General features: G+C 62.5%; 24 protein-coding genes. 9 read left to right on the top strand and 15 right to left on the bottom strand.

Going from position 1 to position 20,193, the window contains the following annotated elements; translation table 11 throughout:
- Positions 1 to 232, bottom strand: a 232-nt coding sequence (locus ACIQ17_RS17770; RefSeq protein ID WP_398470388.1) for a hypothetical protein, incomplete at its 3' end; no start/stop codon positions are given.
- On the opposite strand from ACIQ17_RS17770, the gene ACIQ17_RS17765 reads away from it, so the two are divergent.
- A complete protein-coding gene (locus ACIQ17_RS17765) occupies positions 225 to 380 on the top strand; it encodes a hypothetical protein (protein WP_398470387.1) in 156 nt (51 codons plus the stop codon). The two genes, ACIQ17_RS17770 and ACIQ17_RS17765, sit on opposite strands and share 8 nt — an antisense overlap.
- A 34-nt stretch (positions 381 to 414) precedes the next feature.
- Here ACIQ17_RS17765 and ACIQ17_RS17760 read toward each other — a convergent pair whose 3' ends face one another.
- Genes ACIQ17_RS17760 through fliL form a run of 4 tightly spaced genes read right to left on the bottom strand, consistent with a single transcriptional unit; the run spans position 415 to position 3,378 of the window.
- Complete coding sequence (locus tag ACIQ17_RS17760) at positions 415 to 1,197, bottom strand: MotE family protein (protein WP_398470386.1); 783 nt, start codon at positions 1,195 to 1,197, stop codon at positions 415 to 417.
- Entirely contained in the window at positions 1,194 to 1,649 is a 456-nt protein-coding gene (locus tag ACIQ17_RS17755; RefSeq protein WP_398470385.1) for a DUF6468 domain-containing protein, read from the bottom strand. The genes ACIQ17_RS17760 and ACIQ17_RS17755 overlap by 4 nt, the downstream gene beginning before the upstream one ends.
- Positions 1,646 to 2,845 (bottom strand): flagellar motor switch protein FliM, encoded by a 1,200-nt coding sequence (gene fliM, locus ACIQ17_RS17750; protein WP_398470384.1) that lies wholly within the window; start codon positions 2,843 to 2,845, stop codon positions 1,646 to 1,648. The genes ACIQ17_RS17755 and fliM overlap by 4 nt, the downstream gene beginning before the upstream one ends.
- Before the next feature lie 32 nt (positions 2,846 to 2,877).
- Positions 2,878 to 3,378, bottom strand: a complete 501-nt coding sequence (gene fliL, locus ACIQ17_RS17745; RefSeq protein ID WP_398470383.1) for a flagellar basal body-associated protein FliL — start codon at positions 3,376 to 3,378, stop codon at positions 2,878 to 2,880.
- A gap of 369 nt (positions 3,379 to 3,747) precedes the next feature.
- Between fliL and flgF the strand changes: the two genes are divergently transcribed.
- The 4 genes from flgF to flgH are packed head-to-tail and all read left to right on the top strand — an operon-like array spanning position 3,748 to position 7,198.
- Positions 3,748 to 4,512: a flagellar basal-body rod protein FlgF gene (gene flgF, locus ACIQ17_RS17740; protein ID WP_398470382.1), complete on the top strand. Its 765-nt coding sequence runs from the start codon at positions 3,748 to 3,750 to the stop codon at positions 4,510 to 4,512.
- A gap of 12 nt (positions 4,513 to 4,524) precedes the next feature.
- The gene (gene flgG / locus ACIQ17_RS17735; RefSeq protein ID WP_398470381.1) at positions 4,525 to 5,313 is read left to right on the top strand and encodes a flagellar basal-body rod protein FlgG; all 789 of its coding nucleotides are present in this window, start codon (positions 4,525 to 4,527) and stop codon (positions 5,311 to 5,313) included.
- A gap of 11 nt (positions 5,314 to 5,324) precedes the next feature.
- Complete coding sequence (gene flgA, locus ACIQ17_RS17730; protein WP_398470380.1) at positions 5,325 to 6,449, top strand: flagellar basal body P-ring formation chaperone FlgA; 1,125 nt, start codon at positions 5,325 to 5,327, stop codon at positions 6,447 to 6,449.
- 5 nt (positions 6,450 to 6,454) lie between these two features.
- Complete coding sequence (flgH, locus tag ACIQ17_RS17725; RefSeq protein ID WP_398470379.1) at positions 6,455 to 7,198, top strand: flagellar basal body L-ring protein FlgH; 744 nt, start codon at positions 6,455 to 6,457, stop codon at positions 7,196 to 7,198.
- Between the two features lie 241 nt (positions 7,199 to 7,439).
- On the opposite strand, the gene ACIQ17_RS17720 is transcribed toward flgH, so the two are convergent.
- The 3 genes from ACIQ17_RS17720 to ACIQ17_RS17710 all read right to left on the bottom strand — a co-directional run bounded on the left by ACIQ17_RS17720 (position 7,440) and on the right by ACIQ17_RS17710 (position 9,261).
- Positions 7,440 to 8,225 (bottom strand): 2-keto-4-pentenoate hydratase, encoded by a 786-nt coding sequence (locus ACIQ17_RS17720; protein WP_398470378.1) that lies wholly within the window; start codon positions 8,223 to 8,225, stop codon positions 7,440 to 7,442.
- A 56-nt stretch (positions 8,226 to 8,281) separates the two neighbouring features.
- Positions 8,282 to 8,647, bottom strand: a complete 366-nt coding sequence (gene dksA / locus ACIQ17_RS17715) for an RNA polymerase-binding protein DksA (RefSeq protein ID WP_211909575.1) — start codon at positions 8,645 to 8,647, stop codon at positions 8,282 to 8,284.
- Between the two features lie 203 nt (positions 8,648 to 8,850).
- Positions 8,851 to 9,261, bottom strand: coding sequence for a flagellar assembly protein FliX (locus tag ACIQ17_RS17710; protein ID WP_398470377.1), 411 nt, complete (start codon positions 9,259 to 9,261; stop codon positions 8,851 to 8,853).
- A gap of 327 nt (positions 9,262 to 9,588) precedes the next feature.
- Between ACIQ17_RS17710 and ACIQ17_RS17705 the strand changes: the two genes are divergently transcribed.
- From ACIQ17_RS17705 to ACIQ17_RS17690, 4 genes are all read left to right on the top strand, one after another.
- Complete coding sequence (locus ACIQ17_RS17705) at positions 9,589 to 10,713, top strand: flagellar basal body P-ring protein FlgI (protein ID WP_398470376.1); 1,125 nt, start codon at positions 9,589 to 9,591, stop codon at positions 10,711 to 10,713.
- The gene (flgJ, locus tag ACIQ17_RS17700; protein ID WP_398470375.1) at positions 10,713 to 11,090 is read left to right on the top strand and encodes a flagellar assembly peptidoglycan hydrolase FlgJ; all 378 of its coding nucleotides are present in this window, start codon (positions 10,713 to 10,715) and stop codon (positions 11,088 to 11,090) included. Before ACIQ17_RS17705 ends, flgJ begins: the two co-directional genes overlap by 1 nt.
- 17 nt (positions 11,091 to 11,107) lie before the next feature.
- Positions 11,108 to 11,602 (top strand): hypothetical protein, encoded by a 495-nt coding sequence (locus tag ACIQ17_RS17695; RefSeq protein ID WP_398470374.1) that lies wholly within the window; start codon positions 11,108 to 11,110, stop codon positions 11,600 to 11,602.
- 162 nt (positions 11,603 to 11,764) lie between these two features.
- On the top strand, positions 11,765 to 12,151 hold the full coding sequence (locus tag ACIQ17_RS17690; protein ID WP_398470373.1) for a hypothetical protein: 387 nt from the start codon (positions 11,765 to 11,767) through the stop codon (positions 12,149 to 12,151).
- A 3-nt stretch (positions 12,152 to 12,154) separates the two neighbouring features.
- Here the strand turns inward: ACIQ17_RS17690 and ACIQ17_RS17685 are convergent, their stop codons facing one another.
- The 7 genes from ACIQ17_RS17685 to ACIQ17_RS17655 all read right to left on the bottom strand — a co-directional run.
- Complete coding sequence (locus tag ACIQ17_RS17685; protein WP_398470372.1) at positions 12,155 to 12,514, bottom strand: hypothetical protein; 360 nt, start codon at positions 12,512 to 12,514, stop codon at positions 12,155 to 12,157.
- Between the two features lie 84 nt (positions 12,515 to 12,598).
- On the bottom strand, positions 12,599 to 12,964 hold the full coding sequence (gene flaF, locus ACIQ17_RS17680) for a flagellar biosynthesis regulator FlaF (protein ID WP_398470371.1): 366 nt from the start codon (positions 12,962 to 12,964) through the stop codon (positions 12,599 to 12,601).
- Positions 12,965 to 12,967: 3 nt separating this feature from the next.
- Complete coding sequence (flbT, locus tag ACIQ17_RS17675; RefSeq protein ID WP_398470370.1) at positions 12,968 to 13,345, bottom strand: flagellar biosynthesis repressor FlbT; 378 nt, start codon at positions 13,343 to 13,345, stop codon at positions 12,968 to 12,970.
- A gap of 222 nt (positions 13,346 to 13,567) precedes the next feature.
- Positions 13,568 to 15,169 carry a flagellin gene (locus tag ACIQ17_RS17670; RefSeq protein WP_398470369.1) on the bottom strand — a complete coding sequence of 534 codons (1,602 nt, stop codon included), beginning with the start codon at positions 15,167 to 15,169 and terminating at the stop codon, positions 13,568 to 13,570.
- Between the two features lie 370 nt (positions 15,170 to 15,539).
- Complete coding sequence (locus ACIQ17_RS17665; RefSeq protein ID WP_398470368.1) at positions 15,540 to 17,147, bottom strand: flagellin; 1,608 nt, start codon at positions 17,145 to 17,147, stop codon at positions 15,540 to 15,542.
- Positions 17,148 to 17,428: 281 nt separating this feature from the next.
- Positions 17,429 to 18,994: a flagellar biosynthesis protein FlgL gene (locus ACIQ17_RS17660; RefSeq protein ID WP_398470367.1), complete on the bottom strand. Its 1,566-nt coding sequence runs from the start codon at positions 18,992 to 18,994 to the stop codon at positions 17,429 to 17,431.
- 7 nt (positions 18,995 to 19,001) lie between these two features.
- On the bottom strand, positions 19,002 to 20,193 hold a 1,192-nt coding region (locus ACIQ17_RS17655; RefSeq protein ID WP_398470366.1), incomplete at its 5' end, for a flagellar basal body rod C-terminal domain-containing protein.

Below are 20,193 nucleotides of genomic sequence, written 5' to 3'. Positions count from 1 at the left end.
GCGCCGAGCCGATATAATCAGGTGCAGAATCACCGAGGATTTCGACGGGAACGTCGACCGGGCGCTTGAAGCGGACGATGAGGACCGAGCCGGCCTGGCTCACCTCGGACTCAACATCCTCGGCGAGCTTGAGCACGATCCGCGCGTAGCCACCGGATGTGGACAGCGCGGCGGTACCCTTCACGCCCTGCGCGAATGCGGACAGCGAAAATCCCGTCGACAGCGTGAGCAAGACAGCCACGCCGGCGCAGCGCGACACCGCCCACGACCATGTGTGGGAGCGCGTCCAGGATGCAGCGGCCATTCTGCGCGGCATTGTCGAAGAGTCTCTCAGCCCGATGAACGAGGAACGGCTTTCATCCGTCTCGCGCCAAATCTAGAAGCCGGCCTCTAAGGAGTTGTTAATGATTTTCTTTAATTCCGGACCGGCTGAACCGGCCGGCCTTCGATCTTCGGCAGTTCCGCTGTCGAGGTCGCGCGCTCGCCACCCTGCGCGCGCCGCGCCAGCTCGACGGTGAGACGCTCCGCCGCTTCCGGCTGCATCAGGCCGAGCACATCCGACATCTTTCTCGGCGCCATCTGCGAGGCAATTTCGAACAGTACCGGCATTTCCAGCCGGTCGAAAATCTTGGCGGCGTCCTTCGGCTTCATGCTCTCATACATGGTGACGATGCCCTTGAAGCGCGCCGCATCGGCCTCGCTCTTCTGCTCCGTCGCCGTCTTGATGCCGGCCTCGACGCCCTTCATCTCATCGACTTTGGTCTCGATGCGCTTTTCAGCGGCCTTCAGGAGGCTTTCGCGAATCTCCAGTTCGCGCGCGCGTGCGTCGAGTTCCTGACGGCGCGATTGCAGCCGTTCCAGGATGGCGCGCTCGGAGTCCGAGATCTTCGGCGCCTGCTCCACCGGTGGCGTATTGGTGACGGCGATCGCCTCGGGCGCCCCGACTTTCGGTTTCGCAGCGTCGTCCTTCTTCGCGTCGACAGAGCCGGTGATGTCGGAATCAACCGGCTTGGCCCCGCCCGGGAAGTTGAACATCTCCTGTGCCCAGGATTGCTTCTCGGGCTGTTTCACCGGCTGCGGCTGATATTCGAACACATAGCCGCCGTCGATCACGAGGCCGGCGATCTTGAGAATCGCCAGACCAAGCACCGCAACCAGGACGACAGGCAGGATACGAATATCGCGGAACGCCTTCATGCAGCGATGCCGTCAGGCCTCCGTCGCTCGGCAAAAGCCTGTGCTGCTGCCGCATTGGCGCGCGCCGCAGATACGCGGACGGGCTGCACGAGCGGAGCTTCCGGCTCGACCTGCGCCGCCAGCGGGCGCGCGGCGGCAGCGATCTTCGACACGCGGCGCACCAACGCATCGCCTTCGGCGAGCTGGGCCTTGAGATGATCGGCGAGCGCGGTCGCGGCATTGATCTGCGCGCCGAGATTCTCGTTGACGTCGCGCACCGTATGCTTGAGCCCGCCGATGGCGCGCTCGGCGATTTCGGTGACGGTGATCAGCTCACCGATGGTCGCCTTGAGGGATTGTTCGTCCGCCTTGAGCTTCTTCAGGCGCTTATTGAGCAGCATGCAATAGCCAATGGTCAGAACGAGCAATACAGCGACCAGACCTTCTATCACGATTCCCAGCGAATGGCTCATTGTGCCTCCATCATCTTGGTTTGTTCGTCAGCCTTCTCAAACATCGCGAGGGTGGTGTGTGGCTTACGCAAATTCTTGGTCACACGAATTGCGACGCGGTCCCCGACACGGCCCATGCGCCCCTCCGTCAAGGTGACGGCGCCACAGCGCACCGCCACCAGCGCGTCGGCGCGCATCTCCAGCGGCAATGTGTCGCCGACCTTCAGCATCATCAGCTGCTTCAGCGGGATGTTGGCCTCGTAGAGGACGGCATCGACGGCGATTTCCGCCTGCGCGAGTTCGGTGGCCAGGTGGCTCTCCCAGATCGGATCACGACCGAATTTTTCGCCCATGAACATCTGCATGAGCGTGCCGCGGATCGGCTCGATGGTCGCGTAGGGCAGCAACAACTCGATGTCGCCGCCGCGGTCTTCCATGTCCACGTGCAGGCGCACGAGAATCGCCGCATTGGCCGGCCGGCTGATTGCTGCAAAGCGCGGATTGGTTTCGAGCCGGTCGATATTGAATGACACGGGCGACAGCGGGCGGAAGGCCTGTTCGGCATCGGCCAGCACCACCTCGATGAGGCGCTTCACGAGATTGGTTTCGATGGTCGTGTAGGGACGGCCCTCGATGCGCAGCGAGGCCTGGCCGCGGCGACCACCGAGCAGCACGTCGATCATCGAATAGATCAGGCTGGAATCGACGGTGGCGAGACCGAAATTCTCCCATTCCTCCGCCTTGAACACGCAGAGCACGGCCGGCAACGGGATCGAGTTCATGTAATCGCCGAAGCGCACCGAGGTGATGCGGTCGAGCGAGACTTCGACATTGTCGGAGGTGAAGTTGCGCAGGCTCGTGGTCATCAGCCGCACCAGGCGGTCGAACACGATTTCGAGCATCGGCAGACGCTCGTAGGACACCATCGAGGAATCGATGATGGCGCGAATGCCCGAATTCTCGTCCAGATTGATTTCGTTGACGCTGAAGCCGAGGAGGTTGTCGATCTCCTCCTGCGACAACACACGCTCGCCGCCATTCTTGCCGCCGCCGAGATCGCGGCCGCCATCTTCCACCATGGCGGCCCATTGCTCGGCCATGGTGCCGGTGAGTTCGTTCTCGGCGGCAGCTTTCGCGGCCTCGGCGGGATCCTCTGAATCCAGAGATGCTTCCCATTCGGCGGCAATTGCGTCCTGATCGACCTGCTCGGTAGACATCGTTCTAGACCCAGACTCTCAATTCGAAACCGTCACTGAATGAGGATTTCCTTGAACAGCACCGCATTGACGTGGTTCGGCGCGATTGCCGCATTGACGCGGCGTGTCAGCTCTTCCTTCAGCCGAAACATGCCGATCGACCCGTTGAGGTCGGAGGAGCGCAACTCGCGCAGATAGACCTGGGCCATATCCGTGATGCGCGGCATCGACGGGGTGATGAGCGCCACCTGCGGCGCGTCCTTCACTTCCAGCACCAGCTTGGCCTTCAGATATTGCACGCGCTCGCCGGGCTGACCGGCGAGGTTGACCATGATCTCCGGCACCTCGACGAAGGACAGCGGCTTGGCCACCGGTGCGGCCTCGGCCTGCTGTTCCTTCTTCTTGCCCTTGGCCAGGAAGAAATAGCCGCCGCCACCGCCGGCAAGCGCCAGCGCCGCCACTGCGATGATGATCAGCTTGAGTTTGCTCTTCTTGGGAGCTCCGGCCTCGTCCCCGCCGGGGGCGCCGCCTTCTGTAGTATCTGTATCCGCCATCGCCTTGCCCGTTCGGGAATTGGGATGGGCTCGATGCTGCGAAGCAGGCCCTGAAGACGCGATACAAAATGCCGCCAGCGCCCAAGGCCCTGTCTGATCCGGACGCTAGGTCGCAATGGTTAATGGAATCTTTATTTTCGGGATTCACTAGGAAAATTCTGCCGGCAGTTATGGTCAACAAGACGTTTCTGCCGCCCTCCCCGAGCCACAAAAATCAAGCAACTGATTGAATTCGCGATATTTTCTCAGTTGGCACGGGTTTCGCTACCCAACTGGCGTGAACCACGGCTTGGGAGAGCTTGAGTGGTTCGCGAGATCCACGGGACCGGCTTGGGAGAGCCACCCGTTGGAACCAGGGGAGATCACCCGATGGAGAACCTGCTTCTCGTCGGATTGTCGCGACAGATGACGCTTCGTCGGCAGATGGACGTCGTCGCGAACAACATCGCGAATATCAACACCACCGGCTTCAAGGCCGAGCGGATGCTGTTCGAGGAATATCTGAGCCCGACCGCCCGTGAAGACAACTTCATCGGCCGCGATCGCCGGGTATCCTTCGTGCAGGATCGCGCCACCATGCACGACTTTGCCGGCGGCCCGGTCGAGCCGACCAAGAACCCGCTCGACGTGGCCATCGACGGCAATGCCTTCCTCGCAGTGCAGACCCCGGGCGGCGAGCGCTACACCCGTGACGGCAGCCTGCAGATCAACAATCAGGGCCAGCTGGTGACCGCGAGCGGCCTGCCCGTGCTCGGCACCAATGGCCCGATCGTGTTCCAGCAGACCGACCACGACATCAACATCTCCCAGGACGGCACAGTGACGGTGCTCGAAGGCACCAACCGCATCGACAGCATCCGCGGCAAGATCCGCATGGTGCAGTTCGCGCAGCCGCAGCAGCTGGTGAAGGAAGGCTCGAATCTCTACTCGGCCGCGCCCGGCGTCGCCGCGCAGCCGTCGCTCACCGCGAAGCTGAACCAGGGCTTCATCGAGCGCTCCAACGTCTCTTCGGTGACGGAGATGACGCGCATGATCGAAGTGACCCGCGCCTATACCGAACTGTCGAACATGCTGCAGTCGCAGGGCGACTCGCGGCGCACCGCCATCGAAAAACTCGCTGACGTTCCGGCTTAAGGAAACAGACCCATGCGCGCACTTTACACCGCATCGACCGGAATGGCCGCCCAGGAACTCAACGTTCAGGTCATCTCGAACAACATCGCGAATATGCGCACGACTGGCTACAAGAAGCAGCGCGCCGCATTCCAGGACCTCATCTACGACCATGTGCGCCGCGTCGGCGCGCAGGCATCGGATCAGGGCACGCTGATCCCCGTCGGCGTCGATATCGGCGGCGGCGTGAAGACCGTCGGCACCCCGCGCATGATGGGCCAGGGCACGCTGTCGATCACCGGCAACGATCTCGACGTCGCCATCCGCGGCGAAGGCTTCTTCAAGATCCAGATGCCGGACGGCACCTTCACCTATACGCGTGACGGCACTTTTTCGATGGATAACCAGGGCCGCATCGTCAATGCCCAGGGCAACCTCGTGCAGCCGACCATCACCGTGCCGACAGCGTCCTCGCAGCTCACCATCAATGCGGCCGGCCAGGTCTCGGTGATCGTGCCGGGCACGACCACGCCGACGATCCTCGGCAGCATCGGCCTGACGCGCTTCATCAACAAGGCCGGCCTGATGCCGATCGGCGACAATCTATTCGTCGAAACGCCGGCTTCGGGCACGCCGCAGGACGGCACCGCCAATCTCGACGGCTTCGGCGACATGCAGCAGCGCAATCTCGAACAGGCCAATGTCGAAGTGGTCACCGAAATCTCCGACCTGATCGCCGCGCAGCGTGCCTATGAGATGAATGCCAAGGTGATCAGCGCCGCCGACCAGATGCTGCAGTCCACATCCGGCATGTTCCGCTGAGGAGGATGATCATGACCTCGACCATGCGCACGCTCCTGATCGCAACCGCCCTCCTGGCGACGGCTACCTCTGCTGCGCTCGGCCAGGCCAGGCGCGACGACACCATTGCCTTGCCGAAGCTGCGCGCCAATGTATCGGTGTCGAGCGAAGTCGTTCGCATCGGCGACGTCATCGACAATGCCGGCCCGGCTGCGGGGATCGCGATCTATCGCGCGCCCGATCTCGGCACCGTCGGCACGCTCACCACGGCGCAGATCGTTGCGACGCTGCGCGCCCATCATGTGATCGGCGTCGAGACGTCGGGCCTGCAGTCCATCTCGGTGACGCGCTTGTCGCGCAGCATCGAGGGCAAGGAGATCGAAGCCCAGGTCGCTCACGCGCTGCAGCACCGCAACGGCCTTGGCGATGCCGTCAATCTGACCCTGACTTTCGATCGCGACGTGCAGGATACCCAGCTCGATGCCGCTTACACCGGCGCGCTCGATCCGGTTTCCACGCGTTTCGATGCGCGCAGCGGCCGCTTCGATGTCACCTTCGCCATCGGCAATGACGGCACCGCGCCCGCCGCGAAGCTGCGCTTCACCGGCACCGCGGTGGAGACCGTCGAGGTCGCCGTACTCGCCCGCGGCGTCGAGCGCAACGAAGTGCTGAAAGCTTCCGACATTCTCGTCGAGCGCCGCCCGAAAGCGGAAGTCGGCAATGACGGCGCCATCCGCGACCGCACCGTCGGCATGCAGAGCCGTCGTCCGCTGCGCGCCGGCCAGGCCATCCGCAATGCCGATCTCGCCAAGCCGGACCTCGTGGTTCGTGATCAGGCGGTCACCCTCGTCTATCGCGCCACCGGCATCCAGCTCACCATTCGCGGCAAGGCGCAGGAGTCCGGCACCGAGGGCGACGTCGTCAATGTCATGAACCTGCAATCCAAGCGCAGCGTCGCCGGTGTCGTCACCGGCCGCGGCGAAGTCACCGTCTCCTCGCCGTCCGCTTCGCCGCTCCCGGGCGAACGCGCGCCGGCGCAATCTCCCGCGACTCCCGACCCAGCACCTTCCGAAAAGATCTCCCGCGCACCTTCTCCCGTTGCGCCCGTCGCTCTCGCCGCCAACGACCGCGTGCCCGTCTCTCGCAAAGCTGAGTAAAGTACATGTATCAGTTCAACCGCCCCCTTGCCCTTGCAGCGCTTCTGGCCACCGGCCTCGGCGGCTGCTCCTCCATCGACCGTCTCGCTTCCATCGGCGAGAAGCCGGCTCTGACGGCGATCGAGAACCCGACGACCCAGCCCGGCTACAAGCCGGTACAGATGCCGATGCCGAAGCCGGAAGTCGCGTCCTACAATGCGAACTCGCTGTGGCGGAACGGCTCGCGCGCCTTCTTCAAGGACCAGCGCGCGCGCCAGGTCGGCGACATCATGACCATCACGGTCAATTTCACCGACCGGGCCAATATCGCCAACCAGACGCAGCGCAGCCGCACCAACAAGGAAGACGCTGGCATTACCGACTTCCTTGGCAGCAAGCTGATCCCGACCCCGGCCGATTCGATCCTGCCCGGCAAGCTCATCACGGCCGATGCCACCTCATCTTCCGACGGCAAGGGCTCGGTGACGCGTCAGGAAGCCCTGCAGACCAATGTCGCCGCAGTCGTCACGCAATTGCTGCCGAACGGCAATCTGGTGGTCGAGGGCAAGCAGGAAATCCGCGTCAATTACGAGATCCGAGAACTGATCGTCGCCGGCATCGTTCGTCCCGAGGACATCCAGAGCGACAACACCATCGACAGTTCGAAGATCGCGCAGGCCCGCATCGCCTATGGCGGCCGCGGCCAGATCTCCGACGTCCAGCAGCCGCGCTATGGCCAGCAGGTGATGGACGTGCTGCTGCCCTTCTAAGGCATGATCCCGAAAAGTGGACACCGGTTTTCGGATCAGATCATGCACTATTGAAAGCCTTTCGAGCTCCCACATCGCAGCGTGCTCCCACGCGCTGCGATGTTCACACGCGGCCTTCCGTCAGCTCCCCTGGCGGGAGGCCGTCGTTGTTTTAAACGTAGGGCGGATTAGCCGAAGGCGTAATCCGCCGGCCGAGGTCATAGATGAGACTTCGCGGCGGATTACGCTGCGCTAATCCGCCCTACGGAAAGCGCACGGACACACTGCCCAGCCCCGCGAGCTCCATCACCACATCATCCCCCGCCTTCAGCCATTCCGTCTTTACCAGACTGCCCGTCAGCACGATGTCACCCGTGCGCAAGGTCTTGCCGTCGGCGGCGAGGTGATTGGCGAGCCACGCCAGCGCATGATGGGGATGGCCGAGCACGTCGGCGCCGGTGCCGCGGCCGACCTCAACGCGATTGATGAGCGCGCGACCGACGACACCGGCAAGATCCGGCGCATCCGCCCGCGCGACCGGCGCACCGAGCACGCAGCCAGCAGCAAAAAAGTCATCGGCGATCAGAACGCGCGGATCGACGCTGCGCCAGTCGGCATAGCGATCATCGACGAGTTCGATGGCAGGGTAATAAGCTTCGACGAATGGCGTGATTGAATCCGCCGTGAACGGCACGTCACCCATGACGACATCCTTGCCGAGCCGCACCGCGATCTCGCATTCGACGCCGACATGCACATAATTTTTGTAGGGCAGCGACACGCCATTCTGATGCACGCGCCCCTCATACAGTCCGCCGGCGCAGGGATGGTCGATGCCGAGATAGACCTGCATGACCGCGCTGGTGCAGCCGATCTTGTAGCCGACCTGCGCGCCGAAATCGGGCGACAGCAGATTGTGCAGCACATCCTGCACCCGATAGGCATCGGCCTCGTCATGCGGGATCGCTTCCGCGGACGGAACGGACAGCGGCGTCCGGTTGACGCGCACGGCCGCGAGTATCTCGGCGATCGCGAGTTGCTTATCCATCGACAACCTCCCGAAACAAAACGGCCGCCTCATTGAGCGGGCGGCCGGCAGTTCAGCTATTCGTCGCGGTAGACCTTTTCGCGCTTCTCGTGGCGCTCCTGGGCTTCCACCGAGAGCGTCGCGATCGGACGGGCCTCCAGCCGCTTCAAGGAGATCGGCTCGCCGGTCTCCTCGCAATAGCCGTAGGAATTGTCCTCGATGCGCAACAGCGCAGCGTCGATCTTGGAGATCAGCTTGCGCTGACGATCCCGGGCGCGAAGCTCGATGGCGCGGTCGGTTTCCGACGATGCGCGATCGGCCAGATCGGGGTGGTTCACATTCTCCTCCTGCAGGGTCTGCAGGGTGAGCTTCGATTCGCGGAGGATCTCTTCCTTCCAGGCGAGCAGCTTGGCGCGGAAATATTCGCGCTGCCGGTCATTCATGAAAGGCTCTTTATCGGAGGGGCGATAGCTTTTTGTCTTGTCCAAGGCCAATCCATCAATGCTCGCATGGCGATCCGGAAATACCCGGACGCGCGGCGCTTATATAGCTACGCCGTGTGACAGACAATAACGGTCAGGAACCGGCCGGAACTATCCCCTGCCGGGTTCTCCACTGGAACTTGGTCGTCTGGAAAGCTTCGAAGCTAGCCGCGGGCCGCCTTGGCGAGTTCGACCTCGACGCGGAGCTCGATCTCGGACAGCACGGAATCAAGTCCGGGGTCGCCGGAGCTCGCTTTCAGGTCGGCAGCAGCCGTCTTGAGCCGGGCCACCGTGGCCGGAGTGATAGAGCCCGCCAGCATGCTGATTTTCAGCTCGTCGAGCACGTCGAGGGCTCCGCGCCCGCGCTGCACCGACTTCTTGCGCCGCTCCGTGGCATCCTCGACGCTCTGCATCGCCAGCAGCGCGTCGATGCTGTTGGTGGCACGCGGCGCCGAAGCCGGGCGCGCATCCGCGGTCGGAGCGGCATCCGGCAGCGAAAAGGTGCTCGATCCCGTCTTCTTCGTGCCCGAGGAAGGGGTTCCAAGCGTGGTGCCGTTCGGTCCGTAAATGCGCATCGCGGGGTCCAGCGAAAATGGCGGCCATTTCCGGCCCGCCCTGTGGCCACTCCCTCATCCCGCGACATCATCGCTGGAGCTGGCGGCGCTGTCTGCACCCTCGCGCCTTATGTTTAATCAAACGTAAACGACCCGGCAAAAACTGCCGCGGGCGGCAGTTTCGACTCGGCCAGGCGCCGCACAGAACCCGACACAAACTGCAAAACATCAACGGCATCAAATGGATAGCATCCCTCATTGGATTGGCACAGCCCTCGCATTGGTATGGTCGGACATCGTCATGGGAGTGGCAGATGGTCCGAGCCTAGACCTCGCGGGGAGCAGAGGATGTCGAGCCTGACTTCGATCCGATTCTATCAGACGGCCTGTGCCGCTTTGTGCGCGCTGGTGCTGTCGATGGCGTCGGCCCATGCCACCTCGCGGATCAAGGATCTCGCGAATATCGAAGGCGTGCGACAGAATCAGCTGATCGGCTACGGCCTCGTTGTCGGCCTCAACGGCACCGGCGACACCCTCAACAACATCCCCTTCACCCGCCAGTCCCTGCAGGCGATGCTGGAGCGCATGGGCGTCAACATCCGCGGCCAGACGCTGCGCACCGGTAACGTTGCCGCCGTGATGGTCACCGGCAACCTGCCCGCTTTCGGCACCCAGGGCACCCGCATGGACGTCACCGTCTCGGCGCTGGGCGACGCCAAGAACCTCACCGGCGGTACCCTGCTGGTGACTCCCCTGCTCGGCGCCGACGGCAATGTCTATGCCGTCGCCCAGGGCTCCCTCGCCATCAACGGCTTTGCTGCCGAAGGCGCCGCCGCCAGCATCACCCGCGGCGTGCCCACGGTCGGCCGCATCGCCAATGGCGCCATCATCGAGCGCGAGATCGAATTCGCGCTGAACCGCCTCCCCAATGTCCGCCTCGCCTTGCGCAATCCCGACTTCACCACCGCCAAGCGCATCGCCGCCGCGGTGAATGATTTCCTCGGCAGCAAGACCGCCGAACCGATCGACCCGTCCACCGTGCAGATGGCGATCCCGGCCGAGTTCAAGGGCAATGTGGTCGCGCTGCTGACCGAGATCGAACAGTTGCAGGTGGAGCCGGATCTGGCTGCCAAGATCATCATCGACGAACGTTCCGGCATCATCGTGATGGGCCGCGACGTGCGCGTCGCCACCGTCGCCGTGGCGCAGGGCAATCTCACCGTCACCATCTCCGAAAGCGCCAATGTCAGCCAGCCGGCGCCGCTCTCCAATGGGCGCACCGTGGTGACACCATCGACGCGCGTCGGCGTCACCGAGGACGGCAAGAAGTTTGCGATCGTGAAGGACGGCGTCTCACTGCAGCAGTTGGTCGATGGCCTCAACGGTCTCGGCATCGGCCCGCGCGACCTGATCGGCATCCTGCAGGCGATCAAGGCCGCCGGCGCGATCCAGGCCGATATCGAGGTGATGTGATGAACGGCATCAACGCAGCCGCCGCCTATCAGGCCAAGCATCCCACCATCAATGGCCGCCCGGACATTTCGCTGAGCGAGGCGTTGCAGAAGGTGTCGCCGGAAGCGCAGGCCAAGACGCGCAAACAGGCCGAAGACTTCGAGGCGATGTTCCTCAATACGATGCTGTCGCAGATGACATCGGGCATCAAGAGCGAAGGGCCGTTCGGCGAGAGCACCGGCACCGGCCCCTGGCGCTCGATGCTGACCGACGAATACTCGAAATCCTTCGCCAAGGCCGGCGGCGTCGGCATCTCCAATGAAGTGTTTCGCTCGCTCATCCTCCAGCAGGCCCAGAGTTCAAATAGCGCGCCTGCGAAGACACCGGCCGCCAATTAACCGTCGAGGATATCACCATGAACAACGCAATGCGCCAGCAGCAGGCCGCCCCCGTCGCCCCCCGCGCCGTGGCTACACCGATGGAAGCGCGCCAGCTCGCGGACGGCCTGATGAAGGTGATGAACGAACTGCTTGCCATCATCGAGCAGGAGACCGCACTGGTCCGCGCCGGCAATATTCGCGAGGCGATCAAGCTCGAGGCACCGAAGGCAGACATCTCGAAGCGCTACATCACCATGATCACGCTCCTGAAGCTCAGCCAGACCTATCTCGCGGCCACCACGCCGGATCTGCTGCAGGCCTTGCGCAAGCATCACGACGTGTTTCGCGCGATGCTGCAGGTCAATCTCACGGTGCTCGCTACCGCGCATGCTGTCTCCGAAGGCATCGTGCGCGGCGTCAACGCCGAGGTCCAGCGCCGCAACATTCCGCAGACCTACACCGCCGCCGGCCGCCAGGCGCAGCCCGGCCGCGCCAACATGACGCCGCTCGTCATGAGCCGCTCGCTGTAGGCACCTCACGCAAGCGCATCGCTGCCGCGTTTTCCATACTGCGGCACCGCTCGCTTTTGAATCAAATCATCGGCTGGACGTAAGCACCGGATTCATCCGTCCGGTGCATTCTTCGCGTTTGGGAAGGGGTCGGGATTCACCAGTGGAGCCAGGAGGGCTGCCATGAGTACCGACTATTTGATCAAACCGGTGGGGGCACCGGTTGCAGCACCAGTCATCCGCGTCACGCAGGACGCCGTGCGCGATGCTGTGCCGACGCAACTGCCGCCGGACAAGACAGTGACGGCGGCGCCGGGGGCTTCGCATGTCAACATCTCCGCCGCGAACTATCAGCAGGTGGACAGCGACCGCATTTCCAAAGGCGTGATCATCGACCGCGATGCGGCGCAGATCGTCTATGTCTCGGTCGACAAGAAGACCAATCAGATCATCAATCAGTATCCGGAAGAAACGCGGCTGCGGACCCGGGCCTATCTGCGTGCGATGGACGCGGCGAAGCAGGATGCGAAGCTCTACGATCGCCGGATCGAGACCGAACGCAACGCCTGATCGTCAGACATTGCGCGTGGCAAATGCCGTATCGAGATAGGTGCTGCCCGTCGCGGCATCGGTCACGACGTTCTTGATCGTTGCCTTGTTATTCGCCGTCATCAGGAACTTGGTATCGCCGACGCGGAAGGAGTTGTCCTTGATCAGCACCTGCTGAAACTTGACGGTCCCTTCGCTCTGATACTTCACCTGCGCACGAAATCCCTCGACCTGCGAGATGGCGACTTCGAACTTCTTGCCGTTGGCGTAGGTGCCCTTCCAGCTGCCCTGATAGGCTTCAGCGTCCACCGGAACGTATTTGCCGGCCGTTGTGGGCGTCGCGGTCTTATAGGCCGCCGCCAGAATGCTGAGAGCGTCTGCCATGATTGCCTCGTCGTGCAAGTCGAATCGTTACGCCCGCATTAGGGCGCGGTGCCACTTAAGCAATCGTTACGAATTGCGCTGACCTTACGGGCGTCCCGACAGACCGGCGGCGATGTTGCGGTTGATGTCGATCAGCGCCTGCAGATGCTCGACCTGACGGATCTGCTGCAAGGCCGTGCACTGCGTCATCACGAAGATGCCGATATTGGCAATGTTCTGCCGGATCTCGATCTTTTCCGGGTTCTGGTCGTTCAGCGCGTCACCCACGAAGATCGACCAGAGCTTGCGATTGAACAGCAGGGCTTCGTCGAGGCCGGCATCGGTCGTCGACCAATTAGAGATCACGTCCTGCAGCTTGCGTGCCGCTTTCAGAAGCGCCTGGGCTTCGATGTCTCTCGGTGATGCCGTGGTTTGCGCCGTACGAGCGTATGCATTGGCACCAATGGACATAACTTACCTCAGCAAATCTTCTTCCCGCTTGATCAGCGGACGCAATTCCCTGAGTGCTTTGTAAAGTTCGCCACTTAAGATTAGCTTACTAATTCCCTCCACAGGCTCACGATAGCTCGGCACGGCTTCGATCAAATCCTTGATGAAGCCGAGATAGAGCTCCTGATAGGCAGGTATGTCATTCTCCAGATACATCATCTGGACGCAGAGATAGATGCGCTTCACCGGCGTGTTCGCAGTCTCTGCAGTGAGGATGTCCTTCTCACGCAGGATGGGCGCATCGCCATCGATCAGAAAGGCGGTACGCGTATCCGAGTTGGTAATGACGCTTTGGCCAATGATGATTCGCTCACCCGGCTTCAGTTCGACTCGCAATGGCATTCCACACTCCTCTTCCCATTCCGGCTTTCAAAACCCGCATGGCAGACCGTTGAGCGCCGCGCGTCATCCGGACGGATGACCGCACCGGGGAAGCTGGAAAATACGCCGACCGCGCGAATAATACCAGTGACCCCTCGCGCCCTCGCCGCCATCGACCAGCTTCCGAAAAGCAAAACGGCGGGGTTACCCCCGCCGTGAGAACATTGCGATCTCGCGCAAGGCTTACTGGAGCAGCTTGAGCACGCTCTGCTGCGACTGGTTCGCCAGCGCCAGCGCGGAGACGGCGATCGACTGACGGGTCGACAGTGCCTGGCTGTTCGCAGCTTCCTCATTGGTATCGGCGAGCGTCAGGTTGGACGAGCCTGTCTGCAGCACGTTGATCAGGTTCTTCGCGAATTCCTGGCGGATCTGCACGATCGAGAGATTCGAACCGAGCGCCGATGCCTGCGAGCGCAGGATCGAACTCGAGACGTTGAGCGTCGCCAGCGTGTTGTTCGCAGACGTGTTGTCGAGGAAGTCCCTGCCCGAAGTCAGCTTGCCGAGACCGAGGCCGGCCGGCGTCAGCGTCGTGCCCTGGATGTTGAGCGTCGACTTGCCGGTTTCGTTGAAGACCAGCTTGAGCTGATCGCCGCCGAGCAGATTGATGCCATTGAACGAGGCGTCCTGCGAGGTCGTCGTGATCTGATCGATGATGTTGTTGTACTGCGCGACGAGGTTCGCGCGCGAGGTCTGCGATGCAAAGTTCTGCACCGGATCGGTTGCCGTCAGACCGGCGAACAATTCGCCGGTTGCAGCGGCGGTGCCGCTGATCGCACCGATCGTCGACGACGCAGCGTCGTTGGACGTGGTGATGGTCAGGAAGCCGGTCGGGTCGATCACGGCCTGCAGATTGTTAGGCGCGAGGGCGGCATTGAGCTGTGCCAGCGTGTGTACCTGGCCGGCAGCCTTGCCGAAAGTGATATGCGTCGGGATGCTCGATGCGTTGGTGGCAGCAATGTCGAGCGTCAGGGCGGGCGGGCCGCCCAGCGCGGTGTTACCCTCGGCGCGCTTCTGGGTGACGGAGGTCCCGAGGCCAAGCGCAGCAAGCGCCGAGGTGTTCGAACTCTCGATCTGCAGATCGGAAACGAGACCGGTGTGGAGATTCACATGGCCGGTGCCATCGACGGTGGACGCATTGGCCGCCACGGTGTTGTCGGACAACACGTCGATCTTTGCCAACAGCGTCGTGATCGTGTCACCGATACCGATCTCGTTGGGGCTGGCGGAAGCCGTCGCCATGAAGGTCAGGCTCTTGCCATTGATGGTGATGGTGTCGCCCACGGCGAAATTGGTTGCGATCGAATCGCCGCCAGCGGCGCCTGACAGCGTGGTCGCACCGGTGATCACCGTTCCGTCCTTGGCATTCGCCGGGCTACCGGTGAACACAGCATCGGCAGGATCTGGCGTGCCGAGCAGGTTGTCCGCGGTCGCGCCGGGATTGATCGGCGTCTTGATCGTGGATTTGCTGTCGTAGCCGACCGGAATTTGCAGCGCCTGGTTGGCGATCGACTTCGCCGTATCGACCAGCTTCTGCAGCGAGGTGATGCCGGTATTGGCGGCCTGCAGCACCTGCACACCATTGCCGATGCCGTCGAGCAGGTTGTTGATGTCGCCGGCGCGGCTGTCAAGGCCTGCTGCCGTGAAGAAATTGGTCGGGTTGTCGAGGGCGGTATTGACCTTCTTGCCGGTGGCAAGACGGTTTTGCGTCGTGGACAAGAGGTCCGCGGTCGATTGCAGCGACAGCAGGTTCTGGCGAACCGAAGCCGAAAGAACGATGCCTGACATATGGAAACCTTCCTGTTCCCCGCGCGAACGACCTTCAGGTCGCGCCAGCGCATGGTGCATCTGACGAGACCCATCTCGCCGCGACGCTGCCGGTTGAATTTGACGCCCTTCTGGAAGAGGAATCTCGGCCGCCCGAAGGCGATACCCGGATTAAAATGACCGATTCTCGGTCTACCTGCTTCCTAAACAGCCCCGACTATGCAGCCGTACACCTTAAAGTAAGGTTAACGTGGTCTTAAGAGCTTGCCGGGGGCTTGCGACGGCAAGCAAAAAGGCCCGGAAACATCAGTTTCCGGGCCTTTTCGGCCATCGAAACGCAAAAACGGCGGGGTTGCCCCCGCCGCTTCCGAACTTGATCAGTCTGTTCCGATTAACGGAGCAGCTGGAGCACGCCCTGCTGCGACTGGTTGGCCAGCGACAGCGCCGAGACAGCGATCGACTGGCGGGTCGACAGCGCTTGGCTGTTGGCGGCTTCCTCGTTGGTGTCAGCGAGGGTCAGAGCCGACGCGCCGTTCTGCAGCACGTTGATCATCTGCTTCGAGAAGTCCTGACGCATCTGCACGACCGACAGGTTCGAACCGAAGGCCGAAGCCTGCGAACGCAGCGTCGAAGACGCGTCGTTCAGCGAGGTCAGGATCTTGTTGGTCGCTGCGTTGTCAAGGAAGTCGGTGCCCTTGGTCAGCGATTCCAGACCCAGACCGGCCGGATCGAAGGTGACGCCGGTGATGCTCAGCTTCGACTTGCCCGTTTCGTTGAAGGTCAGGGCCAGCGTGTCGCCATTGAGCAGGTTGACACCGTTGAAGGACGCGTCAGCCGCAGTCGTCTTGATCTGATCGATCACCGTGTTGTACTGCGCGACAAGGCTCGAACGGGTGTTCTGAGCGTTGACGTCAGCCACCGGGCCAGAGGTGTTCAACGCACCGAACAGGTTGCCCGCGCCGGTCGCCGTACCACCGATCAGACCGGCAGCCGTCAGGTCGAACGAAGCCTGATCATTCGTGGTCTGAATGGTCAGCTTGCCGTCCTTGCTGATCGAAGCCTGCAGGTTGCTGTTGGCCAGCGACTTGTTGAGGTCGTCGAGCGTGTTGACCTGACCAGCGCCCGTGCCGAACGTGATGGTCTGCGCTGCAGAGCCGTCAATCGCACCGATCGTCAGCGTCTGACCCGAGAACGAGTTGGTCGGAGCAATCGGCGTCGTGGTGGCGGTGAGGCCGAGCTTGCTCAGCGCCGTACCACCGAGCGAGATGGTGTCGGTCGTGTTACCGGCAGTGATGCTGGCCTGTTCGTCAGCATCAGTGATCGTGAACGAGCTGCCCGTGCCCAGGATCGATTCAACAGCAGCCTTGAGGGTCGCCGTCGTCGACTGGTCGCTTGTGCCAGCATTGTCGTAGGTCAGGTTGATGGTGACATTGCCGGTGGCCGTGTCGGTCACCGAAGCAGCGGTGCCGGCAGTAGCCGAGCCCGTGGCGAAGGTGATCGTCTTGCCGTTGACGATGAGGGTGTCACCGTCGGCAAAACCACCGCCAGCCGCCGTGCTCAGGTCGGAGCCGGTCGCCAGGTCGGTGACGGCGGTACCTTCAACGGTCGCAGCGACGTTCGGCGTGCCGAGCAGGTTGTCGGCGGTCGCGCCTTCGATCGTGGTCGAGAACTGCGACTTGGTCGAATAGCCCGAGGTCGCCTGCAGCGCCTGGTTGGCAATCGACTTGGCCGAGTCAACCAGCTTCTGCAGCGAGGTGATGCCGGTGTTGGCAGCCTGGAGGATCTGCACGCCGTTGCCGATGCCATCAAGCAGGTTGTTGATGTCGCCAGCGCGGTTGTTCAGGCCCTGGGCCGTGAAGAAGTTGGTGGGATTGTCGAGCGCCGAGTTGACCTTGTTACCGGTCGAGAGGCGGTTCTGGGTGGTGGAGAGAAGATCAGCGGTCGACTGCAGCGAGAGCAGGTTCTGACGAACGGACGCGCTAAGGGTAATGCCGGACATGTTTTGATACCTTCCTGGTAAACACAACTACGACCTTCTTGGTCGGTCTGCGCAAGATGCGCCGCGAGACTCTAAAACTTCGTAAAACCAGGCCCCGAAATTTCGACTAATCGCTGTATTTCCAGCCTTTTCCGGGAGCGTGCATACACGTCCGCACGCACCCGTGCCCGGCACGGTGATCGCTTTGATATTTCGATGATTTTGTTGAGAGCCGGCGCTACCGCAACCAGAGACTAGCGGTAGGATGGAATGAAAAAGGGCCCCGAAGGGCCCCTGTCCGTTTAAAGAAACTTAACCAGGCTCATCTGGTACAGTGTCGATGTCGTTTGATACGACGCCTGCAACGCCGTCTGCAGCGCGAGGATCTTGGTGGCGACCTCGTCATTGTTCACGCCCTCGATGCTGTCGAGCATCGTCTGCGCCATCGCCTTGGTCTGGATCTGCCGGTCCGTGCTCGACTTGATCGCCGCCTGGGCGCCGGCGAAGTCGGCCTGGATGTTCTCGATGGTCTGCTGCCCCGGGACATCGGCGAGGTTCTGCGCGACGCGCTGGCTCAATGCTGCGATCTGCGCATTGGCGTTCTTCGCATAGGTCTCATCGGTCAGCTGGTTGGGATCGACAGCGACCGCTGCATAGACCGCCACGGTCTGCAGCTGGTTGCGCAGCGCCTGCTCGTCGGCACGGGCGCCGTAATTGACGGTGATCGACGTGTCGATCTGCGACACCGACGATCCCCGCGCCGAGCCATTGGCTGCGACGTCCGGCTCGCCCTGATACCACATCACGGTGTTGGCAGCTGTGCCGGCAACGAGCGTCGTTGCCGCGCCGAGCGGCGATGTGCCGACACGCAGTGGCGGCTGGTCGAAGAAGTTGTCGCCGGCCTCGATCGCCGAGGCGGCCGTCATCGCGCCGTTGGCGAGGTCCTTCATCGCGCCGCCAAGCGCCGTGTTGAGATTGGCGGCCGTCGCCGTGCTGTCGGCGCCGATGGCGAAGCTACCTGCCGGCAGCGGCGTCTTGTCCGAGGCCGTGAGCACGATGTCTTCGGTGGTGCCATCGGGCATGGTGAAGGTGAACTTCACCTGATCACCGACGCTGGGATTGGTGGCGCCGAGATCCACCGACATCGACTTCTGCGACGGCACGCCAGACGGATCGACCGGTTGCGTCACCGTCGCTCCGGGGATCGTCGTCGAGACGCCGGTGACCTTCATGCCGAAGGGTTGCGCGGCCGCAGGCGGCAACGGCGTCGTGTCCTCTTCCGTGATCACCACCGAGGTCGTCGGCACGCCGACGGCACTGCCGACACGGCCATTCTCGTTGACACCGAGATCGGCGGTCTTGCGCTCGGCAATGATCTGCTTGAGGCCCGCAATGTTTGCGCCATTGCCATTCATGATCTGGTCGGCAGGCGCCACCGGCGCCGTGTCGGTGGCGCGGCCGGAAAACAGATAGCGGTCCCCCGACCTGGCGTTGAGCATGTCCACCGAGTCGAAGAAGCCAAGCGACGCCGTCCGCTGCGCCGGTGTCTGCCCCGAATTGTCAAAGTTGCCGCCCGCGCTTACCGCGGCGCCCTTTACATCCGAGCCGATCTTCACCAGCCGCTCGAGCGACAGATTGGCGACGCCGATGCGCGTATTGAGATTGGTCGCGGTGTCCGCATAGGACGCCACCGTGGCGATCTGCGACCGCAATGCGATCGACAGGCTGCGGCCGCTGCCGAGCCCGGCATAGGTATCCGCGATCTTGCCGCTCGACAGCTGCTGCGTCAGCGTGTCGAGCTGGCTGCGCAGGTTGAGGATGCCCGAGCCGATATAGGATGTACGTGAACCGACGCCGTTGATGCTCATGATGGCCTCAGAATGCCTGCAACATGGTCTTGTACATTTCGTTCACCGTCGACATCACACGCGCATTGGCCGAATAGGCGTTCTGCAGCGCAAGGAGATGCGCCATCTCGTCATCCATATTGACGCCGGATGTGTCAGCCATCTTCTTGTCGAGCGTGTTCAGCACGACATTCTGCCCATCCGCCAGCTGCTTCGCTTCCGAGGCCGCGGCACCCTGCTGGCTGACGAACTGCCGCATATAGCTCAGCAGCGTCCCCTGGAACGGCGTGCCGGTGCTGCCGACACCAGTCTGCGGCGAATAGGTGAAGCTCGCATTGTTGAGTTGGTCGAGAATGAACGCGGCGCGCTTGGTATCGCCCGCCAGGCCGCCGGTGCTGGAGACCACGAGCCTCGATGGATCCGAGACCACCGCAGCATTCACCGAGAGGCGCCCGGCAAGGCCGGTCAATTGCGATCCCGATCCAGAGATGGCACCGGTGTAGGGAGAGCCGTTGTCGGTGAACAAGGCGATCTGCGGACTGCCGTCGCTGAACGCCGTCTGCGTGGTCGTCACCGACGCCGCATTCACCGTGGAGAAGTTCGTCCGGTTCAGCACCGTCAGGTTATTGCCGGTGAGCGAGAACTGCATCTGGCCGCCGAGCGCCGCATTGAGCTGCGCGGCAACGTCGCCGGTGAAATCGATGCCGACCACCTGATCATTGGGATCGGCCGTAACATTGTTCGACAGCGGCAGCACGTTCGGATCATCGACCCGGACGACCGAGACCTGACGCTGGGTGCCTGTCACCGCATCCGTATAGGTGAGATGAATGATGTTGCCGGCCTTCATGTCGGCAAGATCAAGATTGAAGCCGGACTCCGCGCCCACGGTGGTGGCGGTGCCTGGTGTGGTCTTGTCCGACAGTGCGCTCGAAACCGCGCCGGCGAACTGGTCGAGCTGTGCCTGCGCTTCCACCAGCGTCTTGTCGCGCAGCTCCGTATAAGCCGCAATCGTTCCCGACTTGAATGCGCCTTGCGCGGTGAGATTCACCGAGGCGCCATCGGGAAAGGTCATCATCACCGAGCCGAGGCCGCTCTTCGACGGATCGGCGTTCCACTGCGTACCCGGCGTGATGGTGCCCTGTGAATTGAACGACAGGGTCGCCGCTTCGTTGGTCACCAGCTGCACGCCGGAGCCGGTGAAGACGGTCACCTGGTTG

Source organism: Tardiphaga sp. (assembly GCF_044340795.1).
In the GTDB taxonomy this organism is placed as follows: domain Bacteria; phylum Pseudomonadota; class Alphaproteobacteria; order Rhizobiales; family Xanthobacteraceae; genus Tardiphaga.
Note: the sequence above shows the minus strand (reverse complement) of the source record. Positions and strands in the feature narration are given on the sequence as shown.